Annotated in this window: 21 protein-coding genes and 1 tRNA gene; 7 read left to right on the forward strand and 15 right to left on the reverse strand. The window is 34.6% G+C overall.

Going from position 1 to position 21,514, the window contains the following annotated elements:
• Positions 1-172 precede the first annotated feature (172 nt).
• The 5 genes from BM227_RS04175 to BM227_RS04195 are packed head-to-tail and all read right to left on the reverse strand — an operon-like array spanning position 173 to position 4,450.
• Complete coding sequence (locus BM227_RS04175; RefSeq protein ID WP_092911489.1) at positions 173-970, reverse strand: 3'-5' exonuclease; 798 nt, start codon at positions 968-970, stop codon at positions 173-175.
• Complete coding sequence (locus tag BM227_RS04180) at positions 958-1,560, reverse strand: phosphoribosylanthranilate isomerase (RefSeq protein ID WP_092911579.1); 603 nt, start codon at positions 1,558-1,560, stop codon at positions 958-960. Before BM227_RS04180 ends, BM227_RS04175 begins: the two co-directional genes overlap by 13 nt.
• 34 nt (positions 1,561-1,594) lie before the next feature.
• A complete protein-coding gene (rpe, locus tag BM227_RS04185) occupies positions 1,595-2,236 on the reverse strand; it encodes a ribulose-phosphate 3-epimerase (protein WP_092911492.1) in 642 nt (213 codons plus the stop codon).
• Positions 2,237-2,258: 22 nt separating this feature from the next.
• Positions 2,259-3,656 carry a chemotaxis protein CheX gene (locus tag BM227_RS04190; protein WP_092911494.1) on the reverse strand — a complete coding sequence of 466 codons (1,398 nt, stop codon included), beginning with the start codon at positions 3,654-3,656 and terminating at the stop codon, positions 2,259-2,261.
• A complete protein-coding gene (locus tag BM227_RS04195) occupies positions 3,653-4,450 on the reverse strand; it encodes an HDOD domain-containing protein (protein ID WP_092911496.1) in 798 nt (265 codons plus the stop codon). Before BM227_RS04195 ends, BM227_RS04190 begins: the two co-directional genes overlap by 4 nt.
• A 184-nt stretch (positions 4,451-4,634) precedes the next feature.
• Here BM227_RS04195 and rpmB point away from each other — a divergent pair, with 184 nt between their 5' ends.
• From rpmB to BM227_RS04210, 3 genes are all read left to right on the forward strand, one after another.
• Positions 4,635-4,826, forward strand: a complete 192-nt coding sequence (gene rpmB / locus BM227_RS04200) for a 50S ribosomal protein L28 (protein WP_092911498.1) — start codon at positions 4,635-4,637, stop codon at positions 4,824-4,826.
• Between the two features lie 107 nt (positions 4,827-4,933).
• On the forward strand, positions 4,934-6,121 hold the full coding sequence (gene argJ / locus BM227_RS04205) for a bifunctional glutamate N-acetyltransferase/amino-acid acetyltransferase ArgJ (RefSeq protein ID WP_092911499.1): 1,188 nt from the start codon (positions 4,934-4,936) through the stop codon (positions 6,119-6,121).
• A gap of 47 nt (positions 6,122-6,168) precedes the next feature.
• Positions 6,169-6,396 carry an HP1242/YdcH family protein gene (locus BM227_RS04210; RefSeq protein ID WP_092911501.1) on the forward strand — a complete coding sequence of 76 codons (228 nt, stop codon included), beginning with the start codon at positions 6,169-6,171 and terminating at the stop codon, positions 6,394-6,396.
• A gap of 49 nt (positions 6,397-6,445) precedes the next feature.
• Here BM227_RS04210 and accA read toward each other — a convergent pair whose 3' ends face one another.
• The 5 genes from accA to gpmI form a co-directional block, all read right to left on the reverse strand.
• Positions 6,446-7,393, reverse strand: coding sequence for an acetyl-CoA carboxylase carboxyl transferase subunit alpha (gene accA, locus BM227_RS04215; protein WP_092911503.1), 948 nt, complete (start codon positions 7,391-7,393; stop codon positions 6,446-6,448).
• A 1-nt stretch (position 7,394) separates the two neighbouring features.
• On the reverse strand, positions 7,395-8,618 hold the full coding sequence (locus BM227_RS04220; protein ID WP_092911506.1) for a beta-ketoacyl-ACP synthase II: 1,224 nt from the start codon (positions 8,616-8,618) through the stop codon (positions 7,395-7,397).
• A 56-nt stretch (positions 8,619-8,674) separates the two neighbouring features.
• Complete coding sequence (acpP, locus tag BM227_RS04225) at positions 8,675-8,905, reverse strand: acyl carrier protein (RefSeq protein WP_092911507.1); 231 nt, start codon at positions 8,903-8,905, stop codon at positions 8,675-8,677.
• 74 nt (positions 8,906-8,979) lie between these two features.
• Complete coding sequence (gene fabG, locus BM227_RS04230; protein WP_092911509.1) at positions 8,980-9,726, reverse strand: 3-oxoacyl-ACP reductase FabG; 747 nt, start codon at positions 9,724-9,726, stop codon at positions 8,980-8,982.
• A gap of 12 nt (positions 9,727-9,738) precedes the next feature.
• Entirely contained in the window at positions 9,739-11,214 is a 1,476-nt protein-coding gene (gene gpmI, locus BM227_RS04235; RefSeq protein ID WP_092911511.1) for a 2,3-bisphosphoglycerate-independent phosphoglycerate mutase, read from the reverse strand.
• A 110-nt stretch (positions 11,215-11,324) separates the two neighbouring features.
• Here gpmI and mraY point away from each other — a divergent pair, with 110 nt between their 5' ends.
• The 3 genes from mraY (at position 11,325) to BM227_RS04250 (ending at position 13,745) form a co-directional block, all read left to right on the forward strand.
• The gene (gene mraY / locus BM227_RS04240; protein ID WP_092911513.1) at positions 11,325-12,389 is read left to right on the forward strand and encodes a phospho-N-acetylmuramoyl-pentapeptide-transferase; all 1,065 of its coding nucleotides are present in this window, start codon (positions 11,325-11,327) and stop codon (positions 12,387-12,389) included.
• Positions 12,389-13,633, forward strand: coding sequence for a UDP-N-acetylmuramoyl-L-alanine--D-glutamate ligase (gene murD / locus BM227_RS04245; RefSeq protein ID WP_092911515.1), 1,245 nt, complete (start codon positions 12,389-12,391; stop codon positions 13,631-13,633). The genes mraY and murD overlap by 1 nt, the downstream gene beginning before the upstream one ends.
• A gap of 36 nt (positions 13,634-13,669) precedes the next feature.
• Positions 13,670-13,745, forward strand: a tRNA-Phe gene (locus BM227_RS04250).
• Positions 13,746-13,823: 78 nt separating this feature from the next.
• Here BM227_RS04250 and BM227_RS04255 read toward each other — a convergent pair.
• A complete protein-coding gene (locus tag BM227_RS04255; protein WP_092911516.1) occupies positions 13,824-14,420 on the reverse strand; it encodes a GGDEF domain-containing protein in 597 nt (198 codons plus the stop codon).
• On the reverse strand, positions 14,417-15,568 hold the full coding sequence (locus BM227_RS04260) for an FIST C-terminal domain-containing protein (protein ID WP_092911518.1): 1,152 nt from the start codon (positions 15,566-15,568) through the stop codon (positions 14,417-14,419). The genes BM227_RS04255 and BM227_RS04260 overlap by 4 nt, the downstream gene beginning before the upstream one ends.
• 224 nt (positions 15,569-15,792) lie before the next feature.
• On the opposite strand from BM227_RS04260, the gene BM227_RS04265 reads away from it, so the two are divergent.
• Positions 15,793-16,047: a helix-turn-helix domain-containing protein gene (locus BM227_RS04265; RefSeq protein WP_092911520.1), complete on the forward strand. Its 255-nt coding sequence runs from the start codon at positions 15,793-15,795 to the stop codon at positions 16,045-16,047.
• A 37-nt stretch (positions 16,048-16,084) separates the two neighbouring features.
• On the opposite strand, the gene BM227_RS04270 is transcribed toward BM227_RS04265, so the two are convergent.
• From BM227_RS04270 to BM227_RS04280, 3 genes are read right to left on the reverse strand one after another with little or no spacing between them, the layout of a single operon-like run.
• On the reverse strand, positions 16,085-18,445 hold the full coding sequence (locus BM227_RS04270; protein WP_092911522.1) for a tetratricopeptide repeat protein: 2,361 nt from the start codon (positions 18,443-18,445) through the stop codon (positions 16,085-16,087).
• A 49-nt stretch (positions 18,446-18,494) separates the two neighbouring features.
• Positions 18,495-19,982: an NADH-quinone oxidoreductase subunit NuoN gene (nuoN, locus tag BM227_RS04275; RefSeq protein ID WP_092911524.1), complete on the reverse strand. Its 1,488-nt coding sequence runs from the start codon at positions 19,980-19,982 to the stop codon at positions 18,495-18,497.
• Positions 19,982-21,508 (reverse strand): NADH-quinone oxidoreductase subunit M, encoded by a 1,527-nt coding sequence (locus BM227_RS04280; protein ID WP_092911525.1) that lies wholly within the window; start codon positions 21,506-21,508, stop codon positions 19,982-19,984. Before BM227_RS04280 ends, nuoN begins: the two co-directional genes overlap by 1 nt.
• Positions 21,509-21,514: the final 6 nt, after the last annotated feature.

Genomic DNA, 21,514 nt, shown 5'->3' on the forward strand with positions numbered 1-21,514 from the left:
CTAAAGCATAGATAGATGCAACAATCTCCATCGGTGTCATTACAACTTCCCCTTTCATATAAATAAATGTAAAATAGGATTACTATTTTCTCTATTTCACACTTAAAGTTCACCTAAAATACTTATTTTTAGAGCAATTTTTAATCAGTATTTTTGATATTTATATGAAAGTTTATTTTGACTTATCCTGTGTCAGTTTTTTTGCTTTTTTTACAGGGATTTTTGTAAAGTCTATCAATGATTCTGTAGTTGTCACTTCATCTGGAATATTTTTTAAACCAATTTCCAATACTTTGGCAGCTGTTACTGCATCAGCATAAGCTCTATGGTGTACAAGAGTATTGATATCTAAAACAATATTCAAATGACCCAATCCATAACGCTCAGCCTCTATTGTTCGTCGTGCTAACTCTATTGTACAGAGTTTGCGGTTTCCAAGCACACCTAGTCCAAAACGCTCAAAAGAGTGGGATATAAAGTTATAGTCAAACGATACATTATGAGCTACAAATAAAGCATCGCCTAAAAAGGCTTTAAATTCAGGAAGCATTTTAGAAAGTGGAGGAGCATCTTCCAAATCCTCTGGATTAATACCTGTTATTTCACTTATCTGATATGGCAAATAGCTGCAGGCGGCAAATGATTCAAAGCGATCAATAACCTCTCCATTTTTCCATTTTAATGCACCAATCTCAATTATCTGTGATCGCATAGGCTGACTGCCATTTGTTTCAATATCAACAACACAAAAGACCTCTTCTTGCCATGGCCTAAAAGAGGTTTTAAGAAGTACCTCATCCCCTTCAATATCAATCGGTACTCCAGATGCAATAACAAGCTCCATTAATGTATCGACATCTTCAAAAAGAGAGTCACGTGTCTTTAAAATCAACTCTCTAAACCTGTCAATCTCCATCCTGCCGCCACTCTTTTTCATTGCAGCTACAATATTGTCGATTAGAGGGCGCATACTGCTTCCTTGGCTCTTTTAATAAAAGATCTTACTTTTTCAGGATCTTTTTTCCCTTTTTCAAGCTCTACACCGCTGCTGACATCAACACCGTAAAAACCGTAACGTACTACTTCAGCAACATTTTCAGGTGTTAAACCACCTGCAAGTATTATCTTTGAGCAGTCAATGCCGCTAAACCATTCAATATTTAACCTTTTGCCAACACCACCGTAACTTTCACAATATGCATCTACTAAACGATAAGAAGATGAAAATTTCAATACATCTTTAGGCTCTTTTGCTCGAATAACAGGCAATACTTTAGTATTTAGACTTTTTAAGTAGTGCTCATCTACATCAAAATGTATCTGTGCAGTGCTCATGCCAGCAACTTTACATACTTCATCAACCTCTTTGGCAGAACAGTTAACAAAAAGACCAACTCGCTCTACAAAAGGAGGAAGTCTATCTACAATTGAACGAGCAATGTCAGATGTAATGAAACGTGGAGACTTCTCATAAAAGACAAAGCCCAAAGCATCTGCACCAGCTTCAACAGCTACCATTGCATCATCATAAGAAGTAATTCCACAAATCTTGACTCGTATATTATGCATTTACCTAACCTCTAACTCTTAGCCCCTAACACTTTAAACTATTAATTGCTTCTGGTATACTATGATGTTTAAAAACATAACTTCCTGCAACAACAACATCTACACCTGCCCTCTTTAAATCTTGCACATTCTCATTATTTACTCCACCATCAACCTCTATGAGACATTTTGGGTTTCGTTTTTCTATTAAATCTTTCATACGTTTTACTTTTTCAAGTACACTTGGTATGAATTTCTGACCTCCAAAACCTGGGTTTACGCTCATTAAAAGAACCATATCCAAATCTTCAAGCAGGTACTCTATGCTTTCAGGTCGAGTATGTGGATTTAGTACAATAGCAGGTCTTATTCCCAATCCTCTTATCTTTTGAATCAAACGATGCGGATGTTTCTCTTCTTCAATATGAAAAGAGATAAAACCAGGTTTTATAGGAGCAAAAAGATCTACAAAAAAAGTATTATTTTCTACCATCAAATGTATATCAAGAGGTTTTGTAGCTGCTTTTGCAACTGCTTCAACCACTACTGGTCCTATAGTTAGGTTTGGTACAAAATGTCCATCCATAACATCAACGTGAACAAAGTCACATCCACCTTCACAAATTGCTTTGACATCTCTAGCCAAATTTCCAAAATCACATGAGAGAATACTTGGAGCAACTAACATATTTAGCCTTTCAATGCTATTTTTATGGATTCAAAAAGAATGTGAAAGGATAATGATCAAAACTAAAATTAACCTGAACTCCTTGAATATTTCCTAATGTATTTTTTAACTCCTCTGTTGATGCATATCTACGAGGCAGTGTTATTGTTACATTTACACCTTTTTCTTGAAGTATGCTTTTAGATTTACCAGCAACAATATTGACCAATTCACCCAATGCATCCTCTAAAACTTCTTTATCATCACTCTCTTCGCCTATTAAAAGTTTACAAGCATTTTTTACTAATTCATTTGACATTATAAGAGTAATCATTCCATCTATATCACCATAAAAAGCAATTGAACTTGCCATAGCATCTTTAAGCTTTGGCTCATAAGTCTGAATATTCATACCCTCTTTTACTACAGTCAGATTTGTCATCATTTGCAATGTGCCTATTGTTGCATCTACAAATATAGGTAATTTTGAAACAAGAGCTTTAGTCAATTTATTTTTGTCTTTCTTTACTATTCCTCCTCCACCACCAGTCATTGATAAAACAGTTTTATCTGTAAAAAACTCTGTCTCATTTTCAAAAAACATTATGCCGGCATCTTCAAGCTCTTGTACAAACCTTTTTGGAGTCTTTTCCATATCTAATCCGACAATAGCAATTAATGCCCCATACTCTGCGCCAGCAGTAGAAAGTTTTGAAAAGAAATTTGTTGCATGAATGTTCAATGAACTAACCCTTGTAGCATCAAACATAAAAAGTTGAAATCCTACTTTCAGACAGTTTTGATGATAAACAATATCAAACTGTTCAGAAATAGATCCATCTAGAAAACCTTTAAGGTAGTAAATTACACAATTACCTTTTGTTCTGGCTGCTATCTTATTGCTCATCCAGCCCAAATATGTCATATGTACAACATGTTTAAATTTGTCTTTATCTTCTAATCTCTTATAATACTCTTCTTCATTTTGTACAACAACAGGGTTATATCCACGGTCAAATATCTCTATTGCCTGCATACTGCGTTGAGTTGAATCTTCATGATAAACTAATACATTTTCATTATCTTTAGCCTCTTCACCTCCAGCAAAAAGAAGCGCAATATCAACTGTTTTAAAAAGACTAAATGGTACTTGCTGATCAAAAAACTTAAAAAAAGCTTTATACTGTTCATAATTATAATCACAAAACCCAATAGTAACATTCATCTCTTTATGCATCTTTTGCATAATATCAAGAAGGCTGGTTACTCCGTTTTTGTTAAAAAAGATAACCTTTTTTAGTGATACAAGTACCATTGAAACATTCAAACTCTTTGTAGTTTGCATGTCTTGAATGGTAATTACCTGCATAGCACTTATTCCATCTAAAAAACCTTGCGGTGTAAAAAGTGCAATTCTTTGCTTTTTAACAACTGGTCTCATTCAACACCCACTATATCTTGAAATTGACTAACTACTTCAGAAACATACTGTGGCTTAAATTCTATAAAAGAGTTAGCTCCTGCTTCAAGCATTACTGGTCGGCTAAGTTCGTAGAAAAGAAGTAGATGAAGATATTTTGACAATCTGCACTTAATCTCTTCAGAACTACAATCTTTTTTTGCAAAAGAGAGTTTGACAAGATCAATTACATTAGGATCTACTTCCCAAATTTTTGCAACTGAAACTACAATAGAGTCAAATCTCACTTTTGCTACACGCTCTAAAATTGTATCGAGGTCCAAATCTTCAACCTGTCTAATCAAGGCTATATCATCTGCATGGTCTCCAAAAATTCCATCAGCTACAACCAACCCTGCACTCATTATTGCCGAAGCACTCAAAAAAAACTCATCTGCATTTTCTGCTTTAACTATTTTTTCCCAACGATTCATCATGGATGCTTGAAACTGAATAAAATCATCTCTACTTAACTTAAAAAAATTCCACTTTTTTGGAGCCATTGAGTGAACCATAAAAGCATAAAGAAGCTGTTTTACTCTTGCAATACCTAAAATAGAGAATATTTGCGAAGGATCTGTTACCTCATTTCGAAAACCAAATGCTGCACTGTTGACAATTTGCTTTAAATAATAGATAATTGCCGGATCGGTAGCTGCGGCTTTGGAAGCTCCAGCAAGATCTCCATTTTCAAGAGCCTCAAAACTTTTTTTTAGTGCTTCAGATAGAGGAGGAACTTTTTTTAGATACTCTGCAATCTGCTGCTGCGTGACCATAACATAGCCTTGTAATTAATAATTTAGTTATAGTATATTTTATCGTAAAATATTTCAAATTTTGTTTCAAGAAAAAATTAAATAGATGACTTTTTTTTGAAAAGTTTCTTAATTTAAGCTAGTTCTATGCTTCTTTTCAATAGAATTAGCCAACTTTTTATCACTCAATTTTAAAGGTCAAATCATGGCACGAAAATGTTCTGTAACAGGTAAAGGACCAATGAGTGGCTATAATGTTAGCCATGCTCATAACAAAACAAAAAGACGCTTTTTGCCAAATCTTCGTACTGTACGCATTACTCTCGAAGATGGTACACGCAAAAAGATTAAAGTTGCGGCTTCTACGCTTCGTACAATGAAAAAACAGGGCGCATAATCCCCTGTGAATGCCAAAGGTCACACCTTTGGCTTACTCTAAACCTCCTTATAACCCTTCATATTTTACAATTTCAAATCAATACTGTAACACTCTAGGAGTCTATTATGTTTACACTTATGTCTATTGACGGTGGCGTATGTGCACCAAATGGCTTTTTTGCCGATGGAAAGTCTGTAGGGCTAAAACCAGATAATCAAAAAGACTTAGCATTTATATATTCAGATACACTATGTAGCGTCAAAGCTATCTTTACTACCAACAAATTCCAAGCAGCGCCTATTTTACACTTTAAAAAACACTCAGTCCAAAAGACAAATTTTGTACTAATCAATTCTAAAAATGCAAATGCAATGACAGGAGAGAAAGGTATAGAAGATATCGAACAGATATTAGAGTCTGCTTGTAACAGATTTAAAGATATACAAAACCCTGTTATGAGCTCTACCGGTGTCATAGGAGTCCCTCTTCCAAAAGAAAAAATTATTAAAGGTCTAGAGAGCTTTGAGCTTGAAAAAAAAGATGGCAACTCTGCTGCAACTGCTATTATGACAACAGACAGTTATGAAAAGCAAATAGCTTTTGAAGTCAAACTAGAATCAGGAGAGAGTTTTAAAATAGGTGCTATGGCAAAAGGAGCAGGAATGATCAACCCTGCAATGGCAACTATGTTATGCTTTATTACTACAGATGCAGCAATACCTGATGATGAGATGGAAAAAGTTTTAAAAATAAGTGCTGAAGTTACATTTAATGCAATTAGTGTAGATGGAGATACATCAACAAATGACACTGTAATGCTTTTAGCCAATAAAAAGTCTGGTGTTTATGACAAAGAGGCTTTTTCACATGCTCTTGAAAGAGTTATGCACGAACTAGCACTAAAGATTGTATCTGACGGTGAAGGTGCAACAAAATGTGTAGCTTTCAAAATAACAGGTGCTGTAAATGATGAAGAAGCGGCTATTGCTGCAAAAGCTTTAACTAACTCTTTACTTGTAAAAACTGCACTATATGGTGAAGACCCTAACTGGGGAAGAGTTGCATCTACTATTGGTGCAAGTGGCATAACTTGTGATCCTTCAACACTTACCATAACTTTTGGAGATGTTACCGTATATAATAAAGGCGAAATTCTTTTTGATGAAGAGATGGAAAACAAAGCTGCAAAAGTAATGAAAAAAGATGCCTTCTCTATACATTGTGATATTGGGTTGGGAAATGGTTCTTTTACAGCCTATGGTTGTGATTTAGGCTATGAATATGTCAAAATCAATGCTGATTACAGAACATAATAAGCAAAATTTGAATATAATCTGAAAAATTTCATTAGGAGAATAATATGCTTCACGAATACCGCGACATCATTAGCAAACTTAAAGTAGAGAATGCACACTTTGCAAAAATTTTTGAGCGTCACAATGAGCTAGATAAAATTGTTACAGAGGTAGAAGAGGGTCGCCAGCACATGAGTGATCTTGAACTTGAAAAATTAAAGAAAGAGAAACTTCGCTTAAAAGATGAAGCTTATAAAATGATTCTTGACTATAAAAAAGAGCATAATCTTTAATATACAACTATAAACACCGGGTTAACCCGGTGTTTATTTAATAAATAACTTACTTCTCTTCAGCTTCTGTAAAAGCACCAAAGCTCATCATTTTGTCATATCTTTGCTTCATTCTCTCACTCTTATCTAATTCTTGCAAAGATTTAACTTGAGAAAGAAAGTACTCTTTTACAGCTTTTGCAGCCCCCTCTTTGTCACGATGAGCTCCAGTTAAAGGTTCATCTATAATCTCATCAATCAACTCCATTTTCAAAAGCTCATCAGGAGTGATTTTTAATGCTTTTGTTGCCTGTTCAACTTTTGCCGGATCATTCCACAAAATAGCAGCACAACCTTCAGGTGAAATAACACTAAAAACTGAGTAACGCATCATTGCAAGCTTGTCTGCAACTCCAATTGCCAACGCACCACCACTACCACCTTCTCCAATTACAACAGAGACTGTAATCGTATCAAGACGGCTAAGTTCAAGCAGATTTCTAGCAATCGCTTCACTTTGACCTCTCTCTTCAGCTCCAATTCCAGGGTATGCACCAGGAGTGTCTATAAGCATTAATATAGGTAAACCAAACTTTTCAGCCAATTTTGCCGCTCTTAATGCTTTTCTGTAACCCTCTGGATGTGGCATACCAAAATTACGTTTAATCTTATTTTTGGTTCCACGCCCTTTCTGTTCACCTATAACTAAGCACTTCTGATCGCCTATATAACCCAAATAACATATAATAGCAAGGTCATCCCTAAATGTTCTGTCACCATGAATTTCAATGGCATCTCTCATTAAAATTCTTATATAGTCAAGTGCATATGGACGATCAGGGTGTCTTGCAAGCTGAAGTTTTTGATAATCAGAGAGGTTTTTGTATATTTTAGAGAGCTCTTTTTCAAGATCCTTTTCAAGAATAACAATGGCTTCCGTATCGCCACGGACTTTTGCCGCGGCTATCTCATCTTCAATCTCTTTGAGCTTCTCTTCAAACGGAAGGTATGTAGCCACATTAAACCTTTTTAAATATTACAACACCATTGGTGCCGCCAAATCCAAAAGAGTTACTCATAACTGTATTAAGAGAAGCTTCTCGTGGTGTATTTGGCACATAATCAAGATCACAATCAGGATCAGGAGTTTCATAATTTATTGTTGGAGGAATTATGCTGTCACGCATAGCCATTAGAGAAACAACCGCTTCAATAGCACCTGCTGCACCAAGGCAGTGTGCTGTCTGTCCCTTGGTAGAGCTGACTGGAGGGCAATTCTCTTTACCACCAAAAGCCTTTTTTATAGCCATTGTTTCATACCAGTCATTATATTTGGTACTTGTGCCGTGTGCATTAATATAGTCAACTTTAGGATTTCCTGCCATTGTAAGGGCAGCTTTCATTGCTCTATATGCACCTTCACCTTCAGGAGCTGGTGTTGTAATATGATTTGCATCACCACTTTCACCAAATCCTATCAATTCGCCATAAATATTTGCACCACGTGCAACAGCAGCTTCATACTCTTCAAGTACAAGTGCGCCTGCTCCTTCACCCATAACAAAGCCACCACGACTAGCATCAAATGGACGAGAAGCTTTCTGCGGTTCATCATTAAGAGTAGAAAGAGCTTTCATAGCTGCAAATCCACCAATACCAACAGGGCAGATAGCAGCTTCAGCTCCAACAACAAGCATTCTGTCTGCACCACCAAGCATTATTGTTTTTGCAGCTTCACTAATAGCGTGAGTTCCAGCAGCACAAGCTGTAACACTTGCAAGATTTGGTCCTCTTAAAGAGTGTTCTATTGAGACAAATCCTCCAAGCATATTTACAAGAGAAGATGGAATAAAAAATGGAGAGATTCTTCTTGGACCTCTATTCTCGCATACAACAGCATTTCTTTCAATATTTGCCAATCCACCAATTCCTGATGCACAGGAAATTCCAAAGCTATCTCTCTCTACACTATCATCTATCCCTGCATCTGCTATGGCTTCTGATGCTGCTTTCAAACCAAGTTGAATGAAGCGATCGGCCTTTTTAACCTCCTTGGGATCCATTACAGTAGTTGGATCAAAGCCTTTTACTTCTGCTGCGATCTGAACGCTTTGATTACTAGCGTCAAACAAAGTAATTCTTTCAATGCCACATTGTCCATCAAGTATGGCTTTAAAAGAACTCTCTTTATCGTTTCCTACCGCATTGATCATTCCAAGTCCGGTTACGACCACTCGCCTCACATAATCTCCTTTGATTCTAAATGATAAGCCCCGCTTAGCAAGCGGGTATAATATTGTTACTTATTCTCTTCAATATACTTAACTGCATCACCTACAGTTTGAATCTTTTCTGCCTGATCATCTGGAATTTCAATATTGAATTTCTCTTCAAGTGCCATTACAAGTTCAACAACATCTAGGCTGTCAGCGCCAAGATCCTCTACGAATTTAGACTCCATTTTTACTTCGTCTGGATTGACGTTAAGCTGTTCTACAACTACCTCTTTTACGTCGTCAAAAAGTGCCATTACAATCTCCTTTAAAATGAATTGCATTATGGTAGCAAAATTATCTTTAAATAAATAGTAATTCAATGCTACTTTTATGCCATATTCATTCCACCATTTACTTTTAAAGTCTCTCCTGTAATGTAACTTGCATGATCACTGAGTAAAAATGCTATTGCTTCAGCCACCTCTTTTGGATTTCCAAATCTTGAAAGAGGAATTCTGTCTATAAATGACTGCTTGATCTCATCTTTAAGCTCATCTGTCATATCTGTCTTGATGAAACCTGGAGTGACTGTATTAAAACGTATATTTCGTGCAGCACCTTCTAATGCAAAACTTTTAGTCATTGCTATCAAACCACCTTTACTTGCACTATAGTTTGTTTGACCTGCATTACCTGTTTCACCTACAATTGATGCAACATTTACAACAGCACCAAAACGCTTTTTACCCATTACTTTTATCGCTTCACGACAGCCTACAAATGCTGATGTAAGATTTGCTCTTATAACCTCTTCAAACTCATCTACTTTCATTCTCATTGCAAGTTTATCTTTAGTGATTCCTGCGTTGTTGACAATATAACTCAACTCTCCATCAGCATCTACAATAGTTTTAATTCCTTCAACATAAGCTGCTTCATCACTTACATCAAAACCTATAACAGCAGCTTCACCACCTGCTTCTTCAATCTCTGCTTTTACCTTGTCAGCTGCTTCAGCACCACTTCTGTAATTTATCCATACTTTTAAACCAAAACCAGCCAAGACCTTTGCAATCTCTGCACCAATTCCACGACTAGCACCTGTAACCAAAACATTTTTACCGCTAAATTTCACTAAATTCTCCTTTTAAACAATCGGTTCATCCATCTCTTCAGGTATTGGGAGTTCCATTAACTTCAATACTGTTGGAGCAATATTGCTTAATTTTCCAGGTTTTACCTCATCAACACCTTCAGCCATTACAAAACACCATACATCACCAACTGTATGATTGGTTAGAATTTTACCATTTTCATCAACCATCTCTTCACAATTTCCATGATCAGAGGTTAATACAAGTGCATAATCTTTCTCTTTTGCCTTCTCTACTATGCGTCCCAGCTCATGATCAACAGCTTCAACTGCTTTGATTGCTGCTTCATAGTTTCCTGTATGCCCGACCATATCACCATTTGCAAAGTTTACAACAATAAAATCATACTCTTCATCCATTGCAGTTAGTACAGCATCGCCAACTTCAGGTGCACTCATTTCAGGTTTCATATCGTAAGTTTTGACTTTAGGGCTTGGAATTAAAACACGAGACTCATTAATTACAGGCTCTTCTACTCCACCATTAAAGAAAAATGTTACATGAGCATACTTTTCTGTCTCTGCTGTATGAAGTTGAGTCAAACCAGCTTTAGAAATAACTTCTGCAAGTGTGTTTTTCGGTACCTCTTTTCTAAAAAGAACAGGATAAGGGAATGATTTATCATACTCTGTAGCTGTTGCAATATGTACATGAATCTTTTTACGCTCAAAACCATCAAATTTTGGATCACCAATAGTCGTAACTATTTCACGCATACGATCGCTTCTAAAGTTCATAAAAAGAACACTGTCACCCTCTTTTATACCTTCATATCCTTCAAAAGCAACAGGCTCTATAAACTCATCTGTTTCATCTTTTTCATAACTTGCCTTAACATACTCCAGTGGAGTCACGTTAACTTTTGGAGAAGCTTCAACTATTGCTCTATATCCCTTCTTTACACGCTCCCAGCGCTGATCGCGATCCATTGTATAGAAACGTCCACCAAGTGTAGCAATTGTGATTTTATCATTTAAAATTTCTTCAATCTGCTTTAAATAGTCAGGTGCACTGACAGGAGAGACATCACGCCCATCAGTAATAAGATGCAAAAAAACTTCTTTGCCTGCTTCGCTAGCTATCTTTGCTACGCCTATTATATGATCTATATGTGAATGCACACCACCATCACTCATTAAGCCTACAAGATGCAGTCTGTTACTCTTGTTTAATAGCTCTTGCAGTACTTCATTACTTTTTAAGCTTCCATCTTCAAGTGCCAATGAAATCTTAACAAGATCTTGGTAAAGTACACGTCCACTACCTATGGTCATATGTCCTACTTCAGAGTTACCCATCTGACCATCAGGAAGCCCGACATGTAAGCCATAAGTATGAATCAATGTATGAGGAACTTCTTTGAATAATTTGTCATAAGTAGGTTTTTTTGCTGCTTCAAATGCATTGGCTTTAGAGTTAGGTTTATAACCTATTCCATCAGTAATTATAAGGATTGCTTTTTTTGACACTTTAATATCCTCTATTTCTATTTAATTTTATCCAGCTTTATGCGCAACTATATTAAAATACCGCTTTTAAACTTCTAAAAAAATAATAACATAGTATAGGTTTTAAAAAAATGCTTTATTGGTTCTATCGACACCTTGATGTAAATCTTTTTCAATATATAACAGTACGAGCCGGTTTTGCTTTTCTTATAGCATTCATTCTGACAATATATCTTATGCCTCTTTTTATACGATGGGCAAAAATAAAAAAGGCTAGTCAGCCAATCAATAAGTTTGCACCAAAAGCTCATTTGAAAAAGAGTGATACACCTACAATGGGTGGTTTAGTATTTATTTTTTCAACTACTATAGCTACTCTTTTAAGTGCAAATTTAAGCAATCCATATACTGTTGGAGCATTAATTACACTAATACTCTTTTGTGCACTTGGACTTAGTGATGATTATGGCAAAGTGATGACTAAAAACAATCTAAAAGGTCTATCGGCACGAACAAAGTTTTTTATACAATTCATTTTAGGGCTTGGAATTGGAATCTTTCTTATAGGGTATATTGATTTTGATACTAACTTTTATGTGCCATTTGTAAAGTTTCCTCTATTTAATATGGGGTGGGGAGCAGCAATATTTTGGTCTTTAGTAATTGTAGCTGCAAGTAATGCAGTAAATCTTACTGACGGTCTTGATGGTTTGGCTACCGTACCTTCTGTTTTTGCTCTCTTTTCATTGGGAGTCATAGTTTATGTTACCGGAAATGCTGTATTAAGCCACTATCTTCTTTGGCCCAAAATTATAGGGGTAGGTGAAGTGGCTGTTGTTGCATCAGCTCTAATTGGTGCATTAATAGGATTTTTATGGTACAACTGCAATCCTGCTGAAGTTTTTATGGGTGACAGTGGAAGTTTATCTGTAGGTGCTTTTTTAGGCTATATGGCTATTTTGGGAAAGAGTGAAATTCTTCTTATTCTAATAGGTGCTATATTTGTTATTGAGACAGTTTCAGTTATTGCTCAAGTTGGTAGCTATAAACTGCGTGGCAAACGCATCTTTTTAATGGCACCTATACACCACCATTTTGAGATGAAAAAGTGGGCAGAAAATAAGATCATCGTAAGATTTTGGATTATTGCTTTTATAGCAAACCTTATTGCACTTACAACTCTCAAGATTAGATAATGAACAGATTAACTCTTTTTGGATATGCAAAAACAACCAAAGCTATTGCCAAACGCTTTGGTCCAGCAACTTTTTTTGATGATAAAATTACAGTCCCACATAAAGATGATGAAGGAAACACTCTTTTACCTCCATCTCTTTTTGACCCCGAAAAGAGCAAACTAGAGATCCCAAGCCCAGGTTTTCCTCCAACCCATCCACTAATCAAAAAATCAAAAAACCTAATAAGCGAATATGACCTCTTTCTATCTGATATTGCAAAAACAGTTATCCAGCATCCAACATCCAACATCCAACATTTACCATTCACCATCTGGATCTCCGGCACAAACGGTAAAACTACCACTACTCAAATGGTTACACATCTTTTAAAAGAGAGAGGAGCAATAAGCGGTGGTAACATAGGAGTACCTCTAGCTGAAATGGGTGCAAATAGTCCAATTTGGGTACTAGAAACCAGTTCTTTTACTCTTCACTATACAAAGTATGCAAAGCCAGACCTATATCTTTTATTGCCTATTACACCTGATCATCTAGCTTGGCATGGAAGTAAAGAGAATTATATTGCCGACAAACTCTCCCCACTAAAAAATATGCAAGAAGGAGAGGCTGTTATGTTGCCAAAAGAGTTTGCCAATAGCCATACAAATGGATTTAAAATTCCATACAATTCATACTCTGATTTATCAGACTACTTTGGTATAGATGTAAAAAGAGTAAATTTTGAAGGAGCATTTTTGCTCGATGCAGTTTTGGCTCTTGGAGTATCAAAAATTCTTTTTGATGAGATTGACTATGATAAAATAAACTCGTTCAAACTAGACCCACACCGTCAAGAAAAAATAGTTGACAATCAGGGCAGATTATGGGTAAACGACTCCAAAGCAACAAATATTGATGCAACAATTCAAGCACTTTTACCATTTAAAGATAAAAAAATTCTTCTAATACTTGGAGGAGATGACAAAGGAGTTGATCTAACACCACTCTTTTGTGCTTTAAAAGCTTATAATATAACTATTTTTGCAATTGGTAAAAATAGTGAAAAGATTGCTGAACTATCAAACAAATACAGCATAGAATGTAATATAGAAAAAACAGTTGATAATGCTGTAGCTGCTATAAATAGAGTTTTAGATTTAAATTCTGTTGCCATTCTCTCTCCCGCAGCTGCTAGTTTAGATCAATTTTCATCTTATGCAGAGAGAGGAAACATTTTCAAAGAACTCATCAGGAGTTTTTAAGGATAGTTCCTATATAATTTCGACCACTTAAACAAAGGCCAGATAGCTCAGTCGGTAGAGCAGCAGACTGAAAATCTGCGTGTCGGCAGTTCGATTCTGCCTCTGGCCACCACTTCTAAAAATTCTCTTATTTCAATATCTCATCAAGCTATATAGGTTTTCAACAACCAAAATCAATAACAATATAACTCTATCTGTTTCTTTTTTTCTCTTTTTTTAATTCATACATCCGTTGGTCTGCAATATCTATTAAATCCTCTATTGTTGTACCATCTTTTGGGAATATAGCAACACCATAAGATGCAGAAATATTGTACTTTTCAAACTTTGCCTCAATTTTACCTACAATTCTTTCAAGATACTTATCAATATCAAACATACTCTCTTTAATTTTAGAGCTATCCAAAAAAACTATAAATTCATCTCCACCTAGGCGTGCAACAATATCATAACTCCTAAACGATTTTTTTAATATATTTGCAACCTTTTTTAGTACTTTATCTCCCTCTTTATGACCAAAAGTATCATTTACATACTTAAAATTATCCAAATCAAAAAAAATCACATATGCATAATTGTTTTCTTCATCTCTAATATGTTTTTGCAATGATTTATCTGCAAACTCAATAAGATAACTCCTATTATATAAACCTGTTAATGGATCTCTAATTGCCATTTTAAATCGCTCTTCCAACTCTTTTTTTTGGAAAGCAATTACTTCATCATATCTTTTTGTTACTTCATTTAAAATATTTCTTAACAGTTGAATTTTTTTAAGTTCTCTCATAGCTCCCTCATTGCAACCAGTAATGATGTTTCATTATAAAGCTTAATTTTTTTAAACTTTTTATCTGGTCCAATTTCGCCAAATGTAAAAAAGCCAAATAGATTTGTGCCTAAAATATCACTATAAATTTTAGGCTCTTCTATCGATTTATCTTCCATAATATATTGTCTTGCAATACATGAAAAGTTAAAAGCAATTTCCGATTCATCTACCCTTTTCTTCAATCTTACTGCTGCATTTTTATCCTCATCTATTAAATCTTCTGGTATTGCAAAAGAGAGTTTAAACTTATCTCCATTTTTAATAGGACCAAACAGAACAACGTGATCATCTCTAATCTCTTTAATAGTTCTTAATGTTGCTACATATCCACTCTGGTCATCAATCATATAGAGTGGTGCATACCATAGATGCTTCACTTCAGGATTTTTTATACCTCTTAATATTCTATTTACTACTTCTATAAACTTTTTACTATTTACAACACTGTATAAATCATACCCATTTGTCTCTTCAGCTTCATATGTCACACCATATGGCTGAAATCCAAGTGATACCTCTATAGCACCTTTTACATTTTCAAAAGTAACAATCACCAATCCATTTTTAATGACTTTGCCACCTGTAAATTGGTATGTTAATGTTTCTCCATTTACATCAAATCCAGATGATATACCACCTACAAAATTTGAAACAACATCATTTTCAACCATTTTAGAAAGGTTATCTAAAAATGTTCCAAATCTACCATTTGCCAAACCAGCCAACAATATATGAAAAGAGTTCCTGTTATTATTTAAATAATTAGAACATATATCTAAAACATTTCCATTTACATTATTCTCTATATCCTCAACATAAAAAACTTTGACATTACCTCTATTTTGAAACTTAATGCAACACATAACTATTGAGTTTTGATGAATTTCATTATTTTTAAAAGAATTGATAGCGTGAAATGCAACATACTTGTCTGTATTGAAAAATTTATCTATTGATGGAATTATTTCATCTATAGAGAATGATGGATGTATTGCAAAGAAGTAAAAATTGCAACTATTTTTGAAATCTTTTTTCATACTTTTATATAGCTCTTCCATACATAGCTCAACACTATGCTGATGACTTACATAAATTTTAGATTTCATATAGTTCCTTAAAATTAGAAACAATAAGAAACTTTACTAGTTCTTTTTGTTTGTCTATTTTAAAAATTTATAATTATAGTTAATAATTAATATTTTTATATTATTCTTCAATAATAAAAATATCAACTTGTTACAACAAGTTGTATTGTAAATAATTTCTGAATACTATTATCAACTTTGTTATGGTAATGTATTGTTACACCGTGTAGAGGGGTATTTAAAGAATGAAAGACATCAGTTCTCTTCCTAAAGATTACATTGATAATCTTTATAAAAATATTGGAGCTAATGTTAAGTATTACAGAATGAAAAAAGGAATAAGTCAACTTGATTTAGCACATGCTATAGGGCATAAATCTGTATCTATAATATCTTGTGGAGAAATATATTACAATCGTCAACATTTTAATATAGAGCATCTTGCTAAAATTGCATATGTTCTTGATATCGATATATGTGACTTATTTGAGTTACACTAAAATAGATTATGGCTTTAGTTTTTAGAATCATCTGCTTTCACTCTAAACTCAAAGCATCTTTACACAACTCTTTCCAAGGTGTATTGATATTAATCTTTATACACTCTTTAAATGCCTCTTTTGCTTTTTTTGAGTTTCCTGTCTGCATATAAAGATCTCCTAACTGATATAGCCAACGTGGTTTCTGTTTTTGCCCTAATGAAATTTCACTCATAGATTGAGCTATTTTCAATGCCTTTTTAGGCTTATTTAGTGTTTTATATAGCTTTATAGCTTCAAATTCAGCCCAAGGAGAGTATGGGTAAACTTTAACTCTATTTTGAAGGTTTATCAATTTTTCCAACATCCATAATTGCTGAATTTTATCACCAGATTTTTGGGCAATCTCAACCCCTTTTCTCAAATATTCTGTAAGACGTATATCTGTTGGGTATTTTTCAAGAAGTTTTTTGATCCATACAAAATAGTCACTGTAACGCTCCATATTGTATAAAATCCAAGCTTTATCCCAATCATGTGTTTTACAAACTGCATTTTTATTTATGCTAAGCAATGCATCTAAATCTTGCAAAGCTTTATATGCTTCTATAGCATTCTCTCTTTTTCTTAGTAGATGAACAGTCCTGCATAACCATAAAACTCTTTGATCTATATTTTTATCTTGTAAATGTTTTTTTGCAACTTCAAGTGCTTTATCATACTTAGCATACTCATTAAAACAAGAAAAAAGAAAATTATCATAACTATTACCTGGATCAAAATTATATGTATCAATCTGATACAAAGCATCTTCACAAGAGTTTAATTTTACTGCCTCTTTAAATTTTATATCTACAACATTTTTTAATACTTTTAATGCCTCTTCCTTTAATTTTTCATCTTTAATATTGTCAATATCTGGTTTTAGCTTCAAAATTTCATCATAACGTTTTAATTTGAAAAGAATTTTTAACTTTGCTACAAGAGCTTTTTGAGCAATAGATTCATCTGAATATGATTTTATTAACTCATCATACTTTTTGAGCGCTTCAGTAATATTTACATCATTTCCATCAACAAATAGTGCATCAACTTTTTCTTTTGCATCATCACTAAAACGACCAAACGGATACTCTTTTAAGTAACGCTCATACCACTTTAATGCCTTTTTAAAGTCTCCACTAGCATTGTACCACTCTGCTATTTCATATAGAGTTTCTTCATATATCGTATTTAATTTTTTTATCTTTTTTAATAGAGCACGATTTATCTCTATTGCAAGCTTATAGCGATTTCTAGAAGCTAACTGCTGTGCAATAAGATGAGCATCTTCTATATCTTTTAATAAAAATTCCGGATTTTTATCCCACAGTTTTTTAAGATAAAACACTGCTTTATCTGTTTTTCCCTGATCAAGATATCTTATAGCTAGTTTATATGCAGCTAAAGAAGCTACTTCAAGATCTTTAGCATCATAAAGTGCCTCAAGATAAAGATTTATAGCATCTTTCATTTTACTGCTCATATAGAGTTGATCTGCAAGATAAATGCGTCCTAAATTTGCATATTTTGTACCTGGGTGTTCATGTATAAGACGGTCAAAAAAGTAGCTTGCATCACTAATAAACCCCATAGCACTATGAACACGAGCCAATATCAAAAGAACTTCAGGCAAATATTCATCTGATGTATAATGCTTTATAAACTGTTTTCCTAATTCAATGATTTTATCTGCATTCTCTTTCATATCCATAGCAGCAAGAGCTTTAATCTCATATCTTAAAAAATCTGTTTCAAAGATAGATTTAGGATGAATCTCTCTTGCCTCTTTTGCCATATCATAAGCTTTTGAATATTTACCCGCAGCAAAAGCCTCTTTAATTGCTATAAAACGCTCTACATCACGATTATTTTTTATAAAAACAGGATCACCATTTAAGTCAACTGCACCAATACTTGGCAAAGCAAAATCTCTCCAATCTATAGGAAACGATAAATGCTCTACAAAATATTTCTTTTTACCTAAAAATGGTAAACTTTTTTCAAAACCTACTATAATCCAATGTTTAGAAGTTTCTGGAAAATCTGGTTTGATTACTGAATTTTCATATATTACTGGAGGCAATGGAAAGAGTCTAGACTTTTTTGTAGGAGCTATTTTTAGTATAAATCTACTATTTTTAACTTCATAAGATATTTTAAAAAAATCTGTTTTTACAATAGAGAAGAGATCTTTAGGTACAAGTGGTAATGTACACTGGTACTCTTTTATATGACCCTCTACAATTTTATAAGGATAACATTTAAATGAAATATTATCTTTTAAATCTAATATTGTATATGCCGATCCACTCTCCATACCTCGTTTTATGTCAATAGTTAGGGCATGAAGAGCAGTTGTAAATAGTATTAAAGGCAACCAGATTAGATATCTGATCTTTCACTCCTGACTTTAATTAGGCAGCAGATTAAAATCCGCTTGCCTGAACGTAATTTGTTATGAATTCTAACATAGGTTCAACAGCCAATACTGCAAAAACTGTTAAAACTACAGAAAATCCAATGATTGTTTGTAACGGCTTAGAAGCATTTCTCATATAGACCGTCCCATCATTTTCTGCTGGATCTTTCAAGAACATATAAACAATTAGTTTTAAATAGTAGTATGCTGAAATTGCACTGTTAATTGCCATAATAAGAGCTAAAATAATATAGTCACTATTAACTGCTGCACTCATAATATATAGTTTTCCCCAGAAAAGTGAAAAAGGAGGCACACCAGCTAAAGAGAGCATAAAAAGAGCCATAACTACAGCACCTACAGGCATAATCTGGATCATACCAGAAAATTTCTCATATGGATGGTCAAAACGTTCATGCCAAATAGAGGCTTTATGACGAGAGACCCATAGCATTGCAAATGCACCAAGGTTTGTAAATAAAAAGAGTATCCAGTAAAGGAAAAGTGCACTGTTAGCTTGAGTAGTTCCTATCATAATAGCAGCCATTACAAAACCGGCATGCGAAATTGAACTGAATGCAAGCATTCGTTTAACATCTTTTTGAACAAGAGCCATAATATTTGCAAGAGTCATTGTAACAACTACAGCTGCATAAAGGATATCTCTAACCCATACAACATCAAGATGGATCATAAACTCAAACAGTCGCATAGCAACTACAAAGCCAGCAATTTTAGGTACAACAGACATATAACCTGCTAAAGCTGCATTTGCACCTTCATAAACATCTGGTGTCCATGTATGGAATGGAACCATAGATAGTTTAAATCCAATTGCAGCAATGATAAATGATGCAGCAACAAGAAGAACAGTCATATTTACAAAATTACTGTCTACAAGAACTTCTGCAATTTTATAAATTTCAACACTGCCGGTAAGAGCATAAAAGAGCATTGAACCCATAACATAGAAGCCTGCTGCCAATGCACCCATAACAAAGTACTTGATTGCTGCTTCAAAAGATTTTTCACGGTTATGAAGCGCAATAAGTGTATATAGTGACAAACTTGCAGTCTCAAGACCAACAAAGATTAAAATAAGGTTGTCGCTTGCAACCATAAACTGAAAACCAGCAACCATGAAAAGGAAGAGTGCAAAAAACTCAGGGTAACTATACTCATGGAAACGCTTGGAGGTTAATGCAAGCGGTATAAAAAGCATTGATGCTGCCAAGATGATGATCTGTGAGAGTACAGCAAGACCATCAATCAACATAATATCAAAAAATCCACGCTCTCCGATCTGCTGACCAAATACAACACCTAAATCTACAAATATAATAAGGACACTCAACATTACATAGAGTGTCTTGTCTAGATCTTTTTTAATTAGATCTATAACCAAAATGCCGAGTCCACCGGCAATCGCTACAAGCATAGGAGCAAGTGTTCCTAAGTTCAGCGATTCCAAACTTACTGAAATTGGCTCTAACATTATTTCGCCTCCCTTTCGATTACCGTTGGTTTAATAACTTCTTTTGCTTCAGCGGTAATCGCTTTTTTATGCATAAATGATACCAGTGCCTCTACACTTGTATTGATTGGTTCTAAAACAGGTTTTGGATAGACACCAAGCCAAACAGTTACAAGAACCAGTGTCCAAAGTGCCATACTCTCTTTTCCATTTAAATCTTTTAAATCTTTATTTTTCTCATTAACAACTTCACCGAAGAATGACTTTTTATAAAGAGTAAGCATATAGACTGCACCAAGAATGATACTAGTACCTGCTAAAATTGTCATAGTATGTGATACTTGATAAAAACCTGCCAAGCTTAGAAACTCACCAACAAAGCTCATTGTAAGAGGAAGACCAACAGATGCCATAACCATAATACCCATGATTGTTGCATACTGAGGCATTACTTTTGCAAGTCCGCCAAACTCACTCATAAGTTTAGTATGTCGTCTGTCATAGATGACTCCAACAAGCATAAAGAGAGCACCACTAACAACACCGTGGCTTAGCATAAAAAATACTGAACCAGAAATTCCTTCAGGGTTCATTGCAAAAGTACCAAGAACAATAACACCCATGTGTGAAATAGAACTATATGCAACAACCTGTTTCATATCTTCCTGAGCATAAGCAACCATCGCCGTGTAGATGATCATAATTAGAGAAAGAACTGCAACAGGATAGATCATATAGACAGATGCATCCGGGAACATTGGAAGAGGCAGACGAACAAGACCATATGTACCCATCTTAAGCAATACTGCTGCAAGAATTACTGAACCAATAGTTGGTGCTTGACCGTGTGCATACGGAAGCCAAGTATGGAATGGGAACATAGGTACCTTAATAGCAAGACCAATGAAAAATGCAATGAATAGCCAGAACTGATAATTCTCAGGCAGAATCAATCTGTGCCACTCTGTAATAGAGAAGCTCCATACACCAGTTGCTTGATGATAAAGATATGCCATAACAAGCATACCTACAAGCATGATTAATGAACCTGCAAATGTATAGAGGAAAAACTTGATAGCTGCATATATTCTAAGATTTCCACCCCATGCACCAATGATATATAGCATTGGAACAAGCGAAAGCTCCCAGAATACATAGAACAAGATAGCATCAAGAGAAACAAAGACACCAACCATTGTCATCTCTAAGAATAGTAAAGAGATGATCATATTTTTAATATCTTTCTCTATAGACAATGCTATCAAACCGATAGTTGTAATAAATGTCGAAAGAATGACAATGAAAAGAGAGATGCCGTCTACACCCAAATAGTAACTGATTCCAAAACTAGGGATCAACGGAACAAGTTCTACAAACTGCATTCCTGCATAACTACTGTCAAAACTGAACCATAACCACAGTGAGAGCAGGAATTCAATTGCAGCCACTGAGATACCATATGCCCGGATCGACTCTTTAGAGACGACAAAACCAAGCAAGCCGGCAATTGCCGGAAAGAAAACCAAGACTGATAAAATGTGATCCATACCTAC

Source organism: Hydrogenimonas thermophila (assembly GCF_900115615.1).
In the GTDB taxonomy this organism is placed as follows: domain Bacteria; phylum Campylobacterota; class Campylobacteria; order Campylobacterales; family Hydrogenimonadaceae; genus Hydrogenimonas; species Hydrogenimonas thermophila.

What these genes read in the sequence shown, in the direction of transcription:
- BM227_RS04175 (WP_092911489.1), bottom strand. Translation starts at nt 970, where the DNA reads ATGCGCCCTCTAATCGACAATATTGTAGCTGCAATGAAAAAGAGTGGC.
- rpe (WP_092911492.1), bottom strand. Translation starts at nt 2,236, where the DNA reads ATGTTAGTTGCTCCAAGTATTCTCTCATGTGATTTTGGAAATTTGGCT.
- BM227_RS04190 (WP_092911494.1), bottom strand. Translation starts at nt 3,656, where the DNA reads ATGAGACCAGTTGTTAAAAAGCAAAGAATTGCACTTTTTACACCGCAA.
- BM227_RS04195 (WP_092911496.1), bottom strand. Translation starts at nt 4,450, where the DNA reads ATGGTCACGCAGCAGCAGATTGCAGAGTATCTAAAAAAAGTTCCTCCT.
- rpmB (WP_092911498.1), top strand. Translation starts at nt 4,635, where the DNA reads ATGGCACGAAAATGTTCTGTAACAGGTAAAGGACCAATGAGTGGCTAT.
- argJ (WP_092911499.1), top strand. Translation starts at nt 4,934, where the DNA reads ATGTTTACACTTATGTCTATTGACGGTGGCGTATGTGCACCAAATGGC.
- BM227_RS04210 (WP_092911501.1), top strand. Translation starts at nt 6,169, where the DNA reads ATGCTTCACGAATACCGCGACATCATTAGCAAACTTAAAGTAGAGAAT.
- acpP (WP_092911507.1), bottom strand. Translation starts at nt 8,905, where the DNA reads ATGGCACTTTTTGACGACGTAAAAGAGGTAGTTGTAGAACAGCTTAAC.
- mraY (WP_092911513.1), top strand. Translation starts at nt 11,325, where the DNA reads ATGCTTTATTGGTTCTATCGACACCTTGATGTAAATCTTTTTCAATAT.
- murD (WP_092911515.1), top strand. Translation starts at nt 12,389, where the DNA reads ATGAACAGATTAACTCTTTTTGGATATGCAAAAACAACCAAAGCTATT.
- BM227_RS04255 (WP_092911516.1), bottom strand. Translation starts at nt 14,420, where the DNA reads ATGAGAGAACTTAAAAAAATTCAACTGTTAAGAAATATTTTAAATGAA.
- BM227_RS04260 (WP_092911518.1), bottom strand. Translation starts at nt 15,568, where the DNA reads ATGAAATCTAAAATTTATGTAAGTCATCAGCATAGTGTTGAGCTATGT.
- BM227_RS04265 (WP_092911520.1), top strand. Translation starts at nt 15,793, where the DNA reads ATGAAAGACATCAGTTCTCTTCCTAAAGATTACATTGATAATCTTTAT.
- nuoN (WP_092911524.1), bottom strand. Translation starts at nt 19,982, where the DNA reads ATGTTAGAGCCAATTTCAGTAAGTTTGGAATCGCTGAACTTAGGAACA.
- BM227_RS04280 (WP_092911525.1), bottom strand. Translation starts at nt 21,508, where the DNA reads ATGGATCACATTTTATCAGTCTTGGTTTTCTTTCCGGCAATTGCCGGC.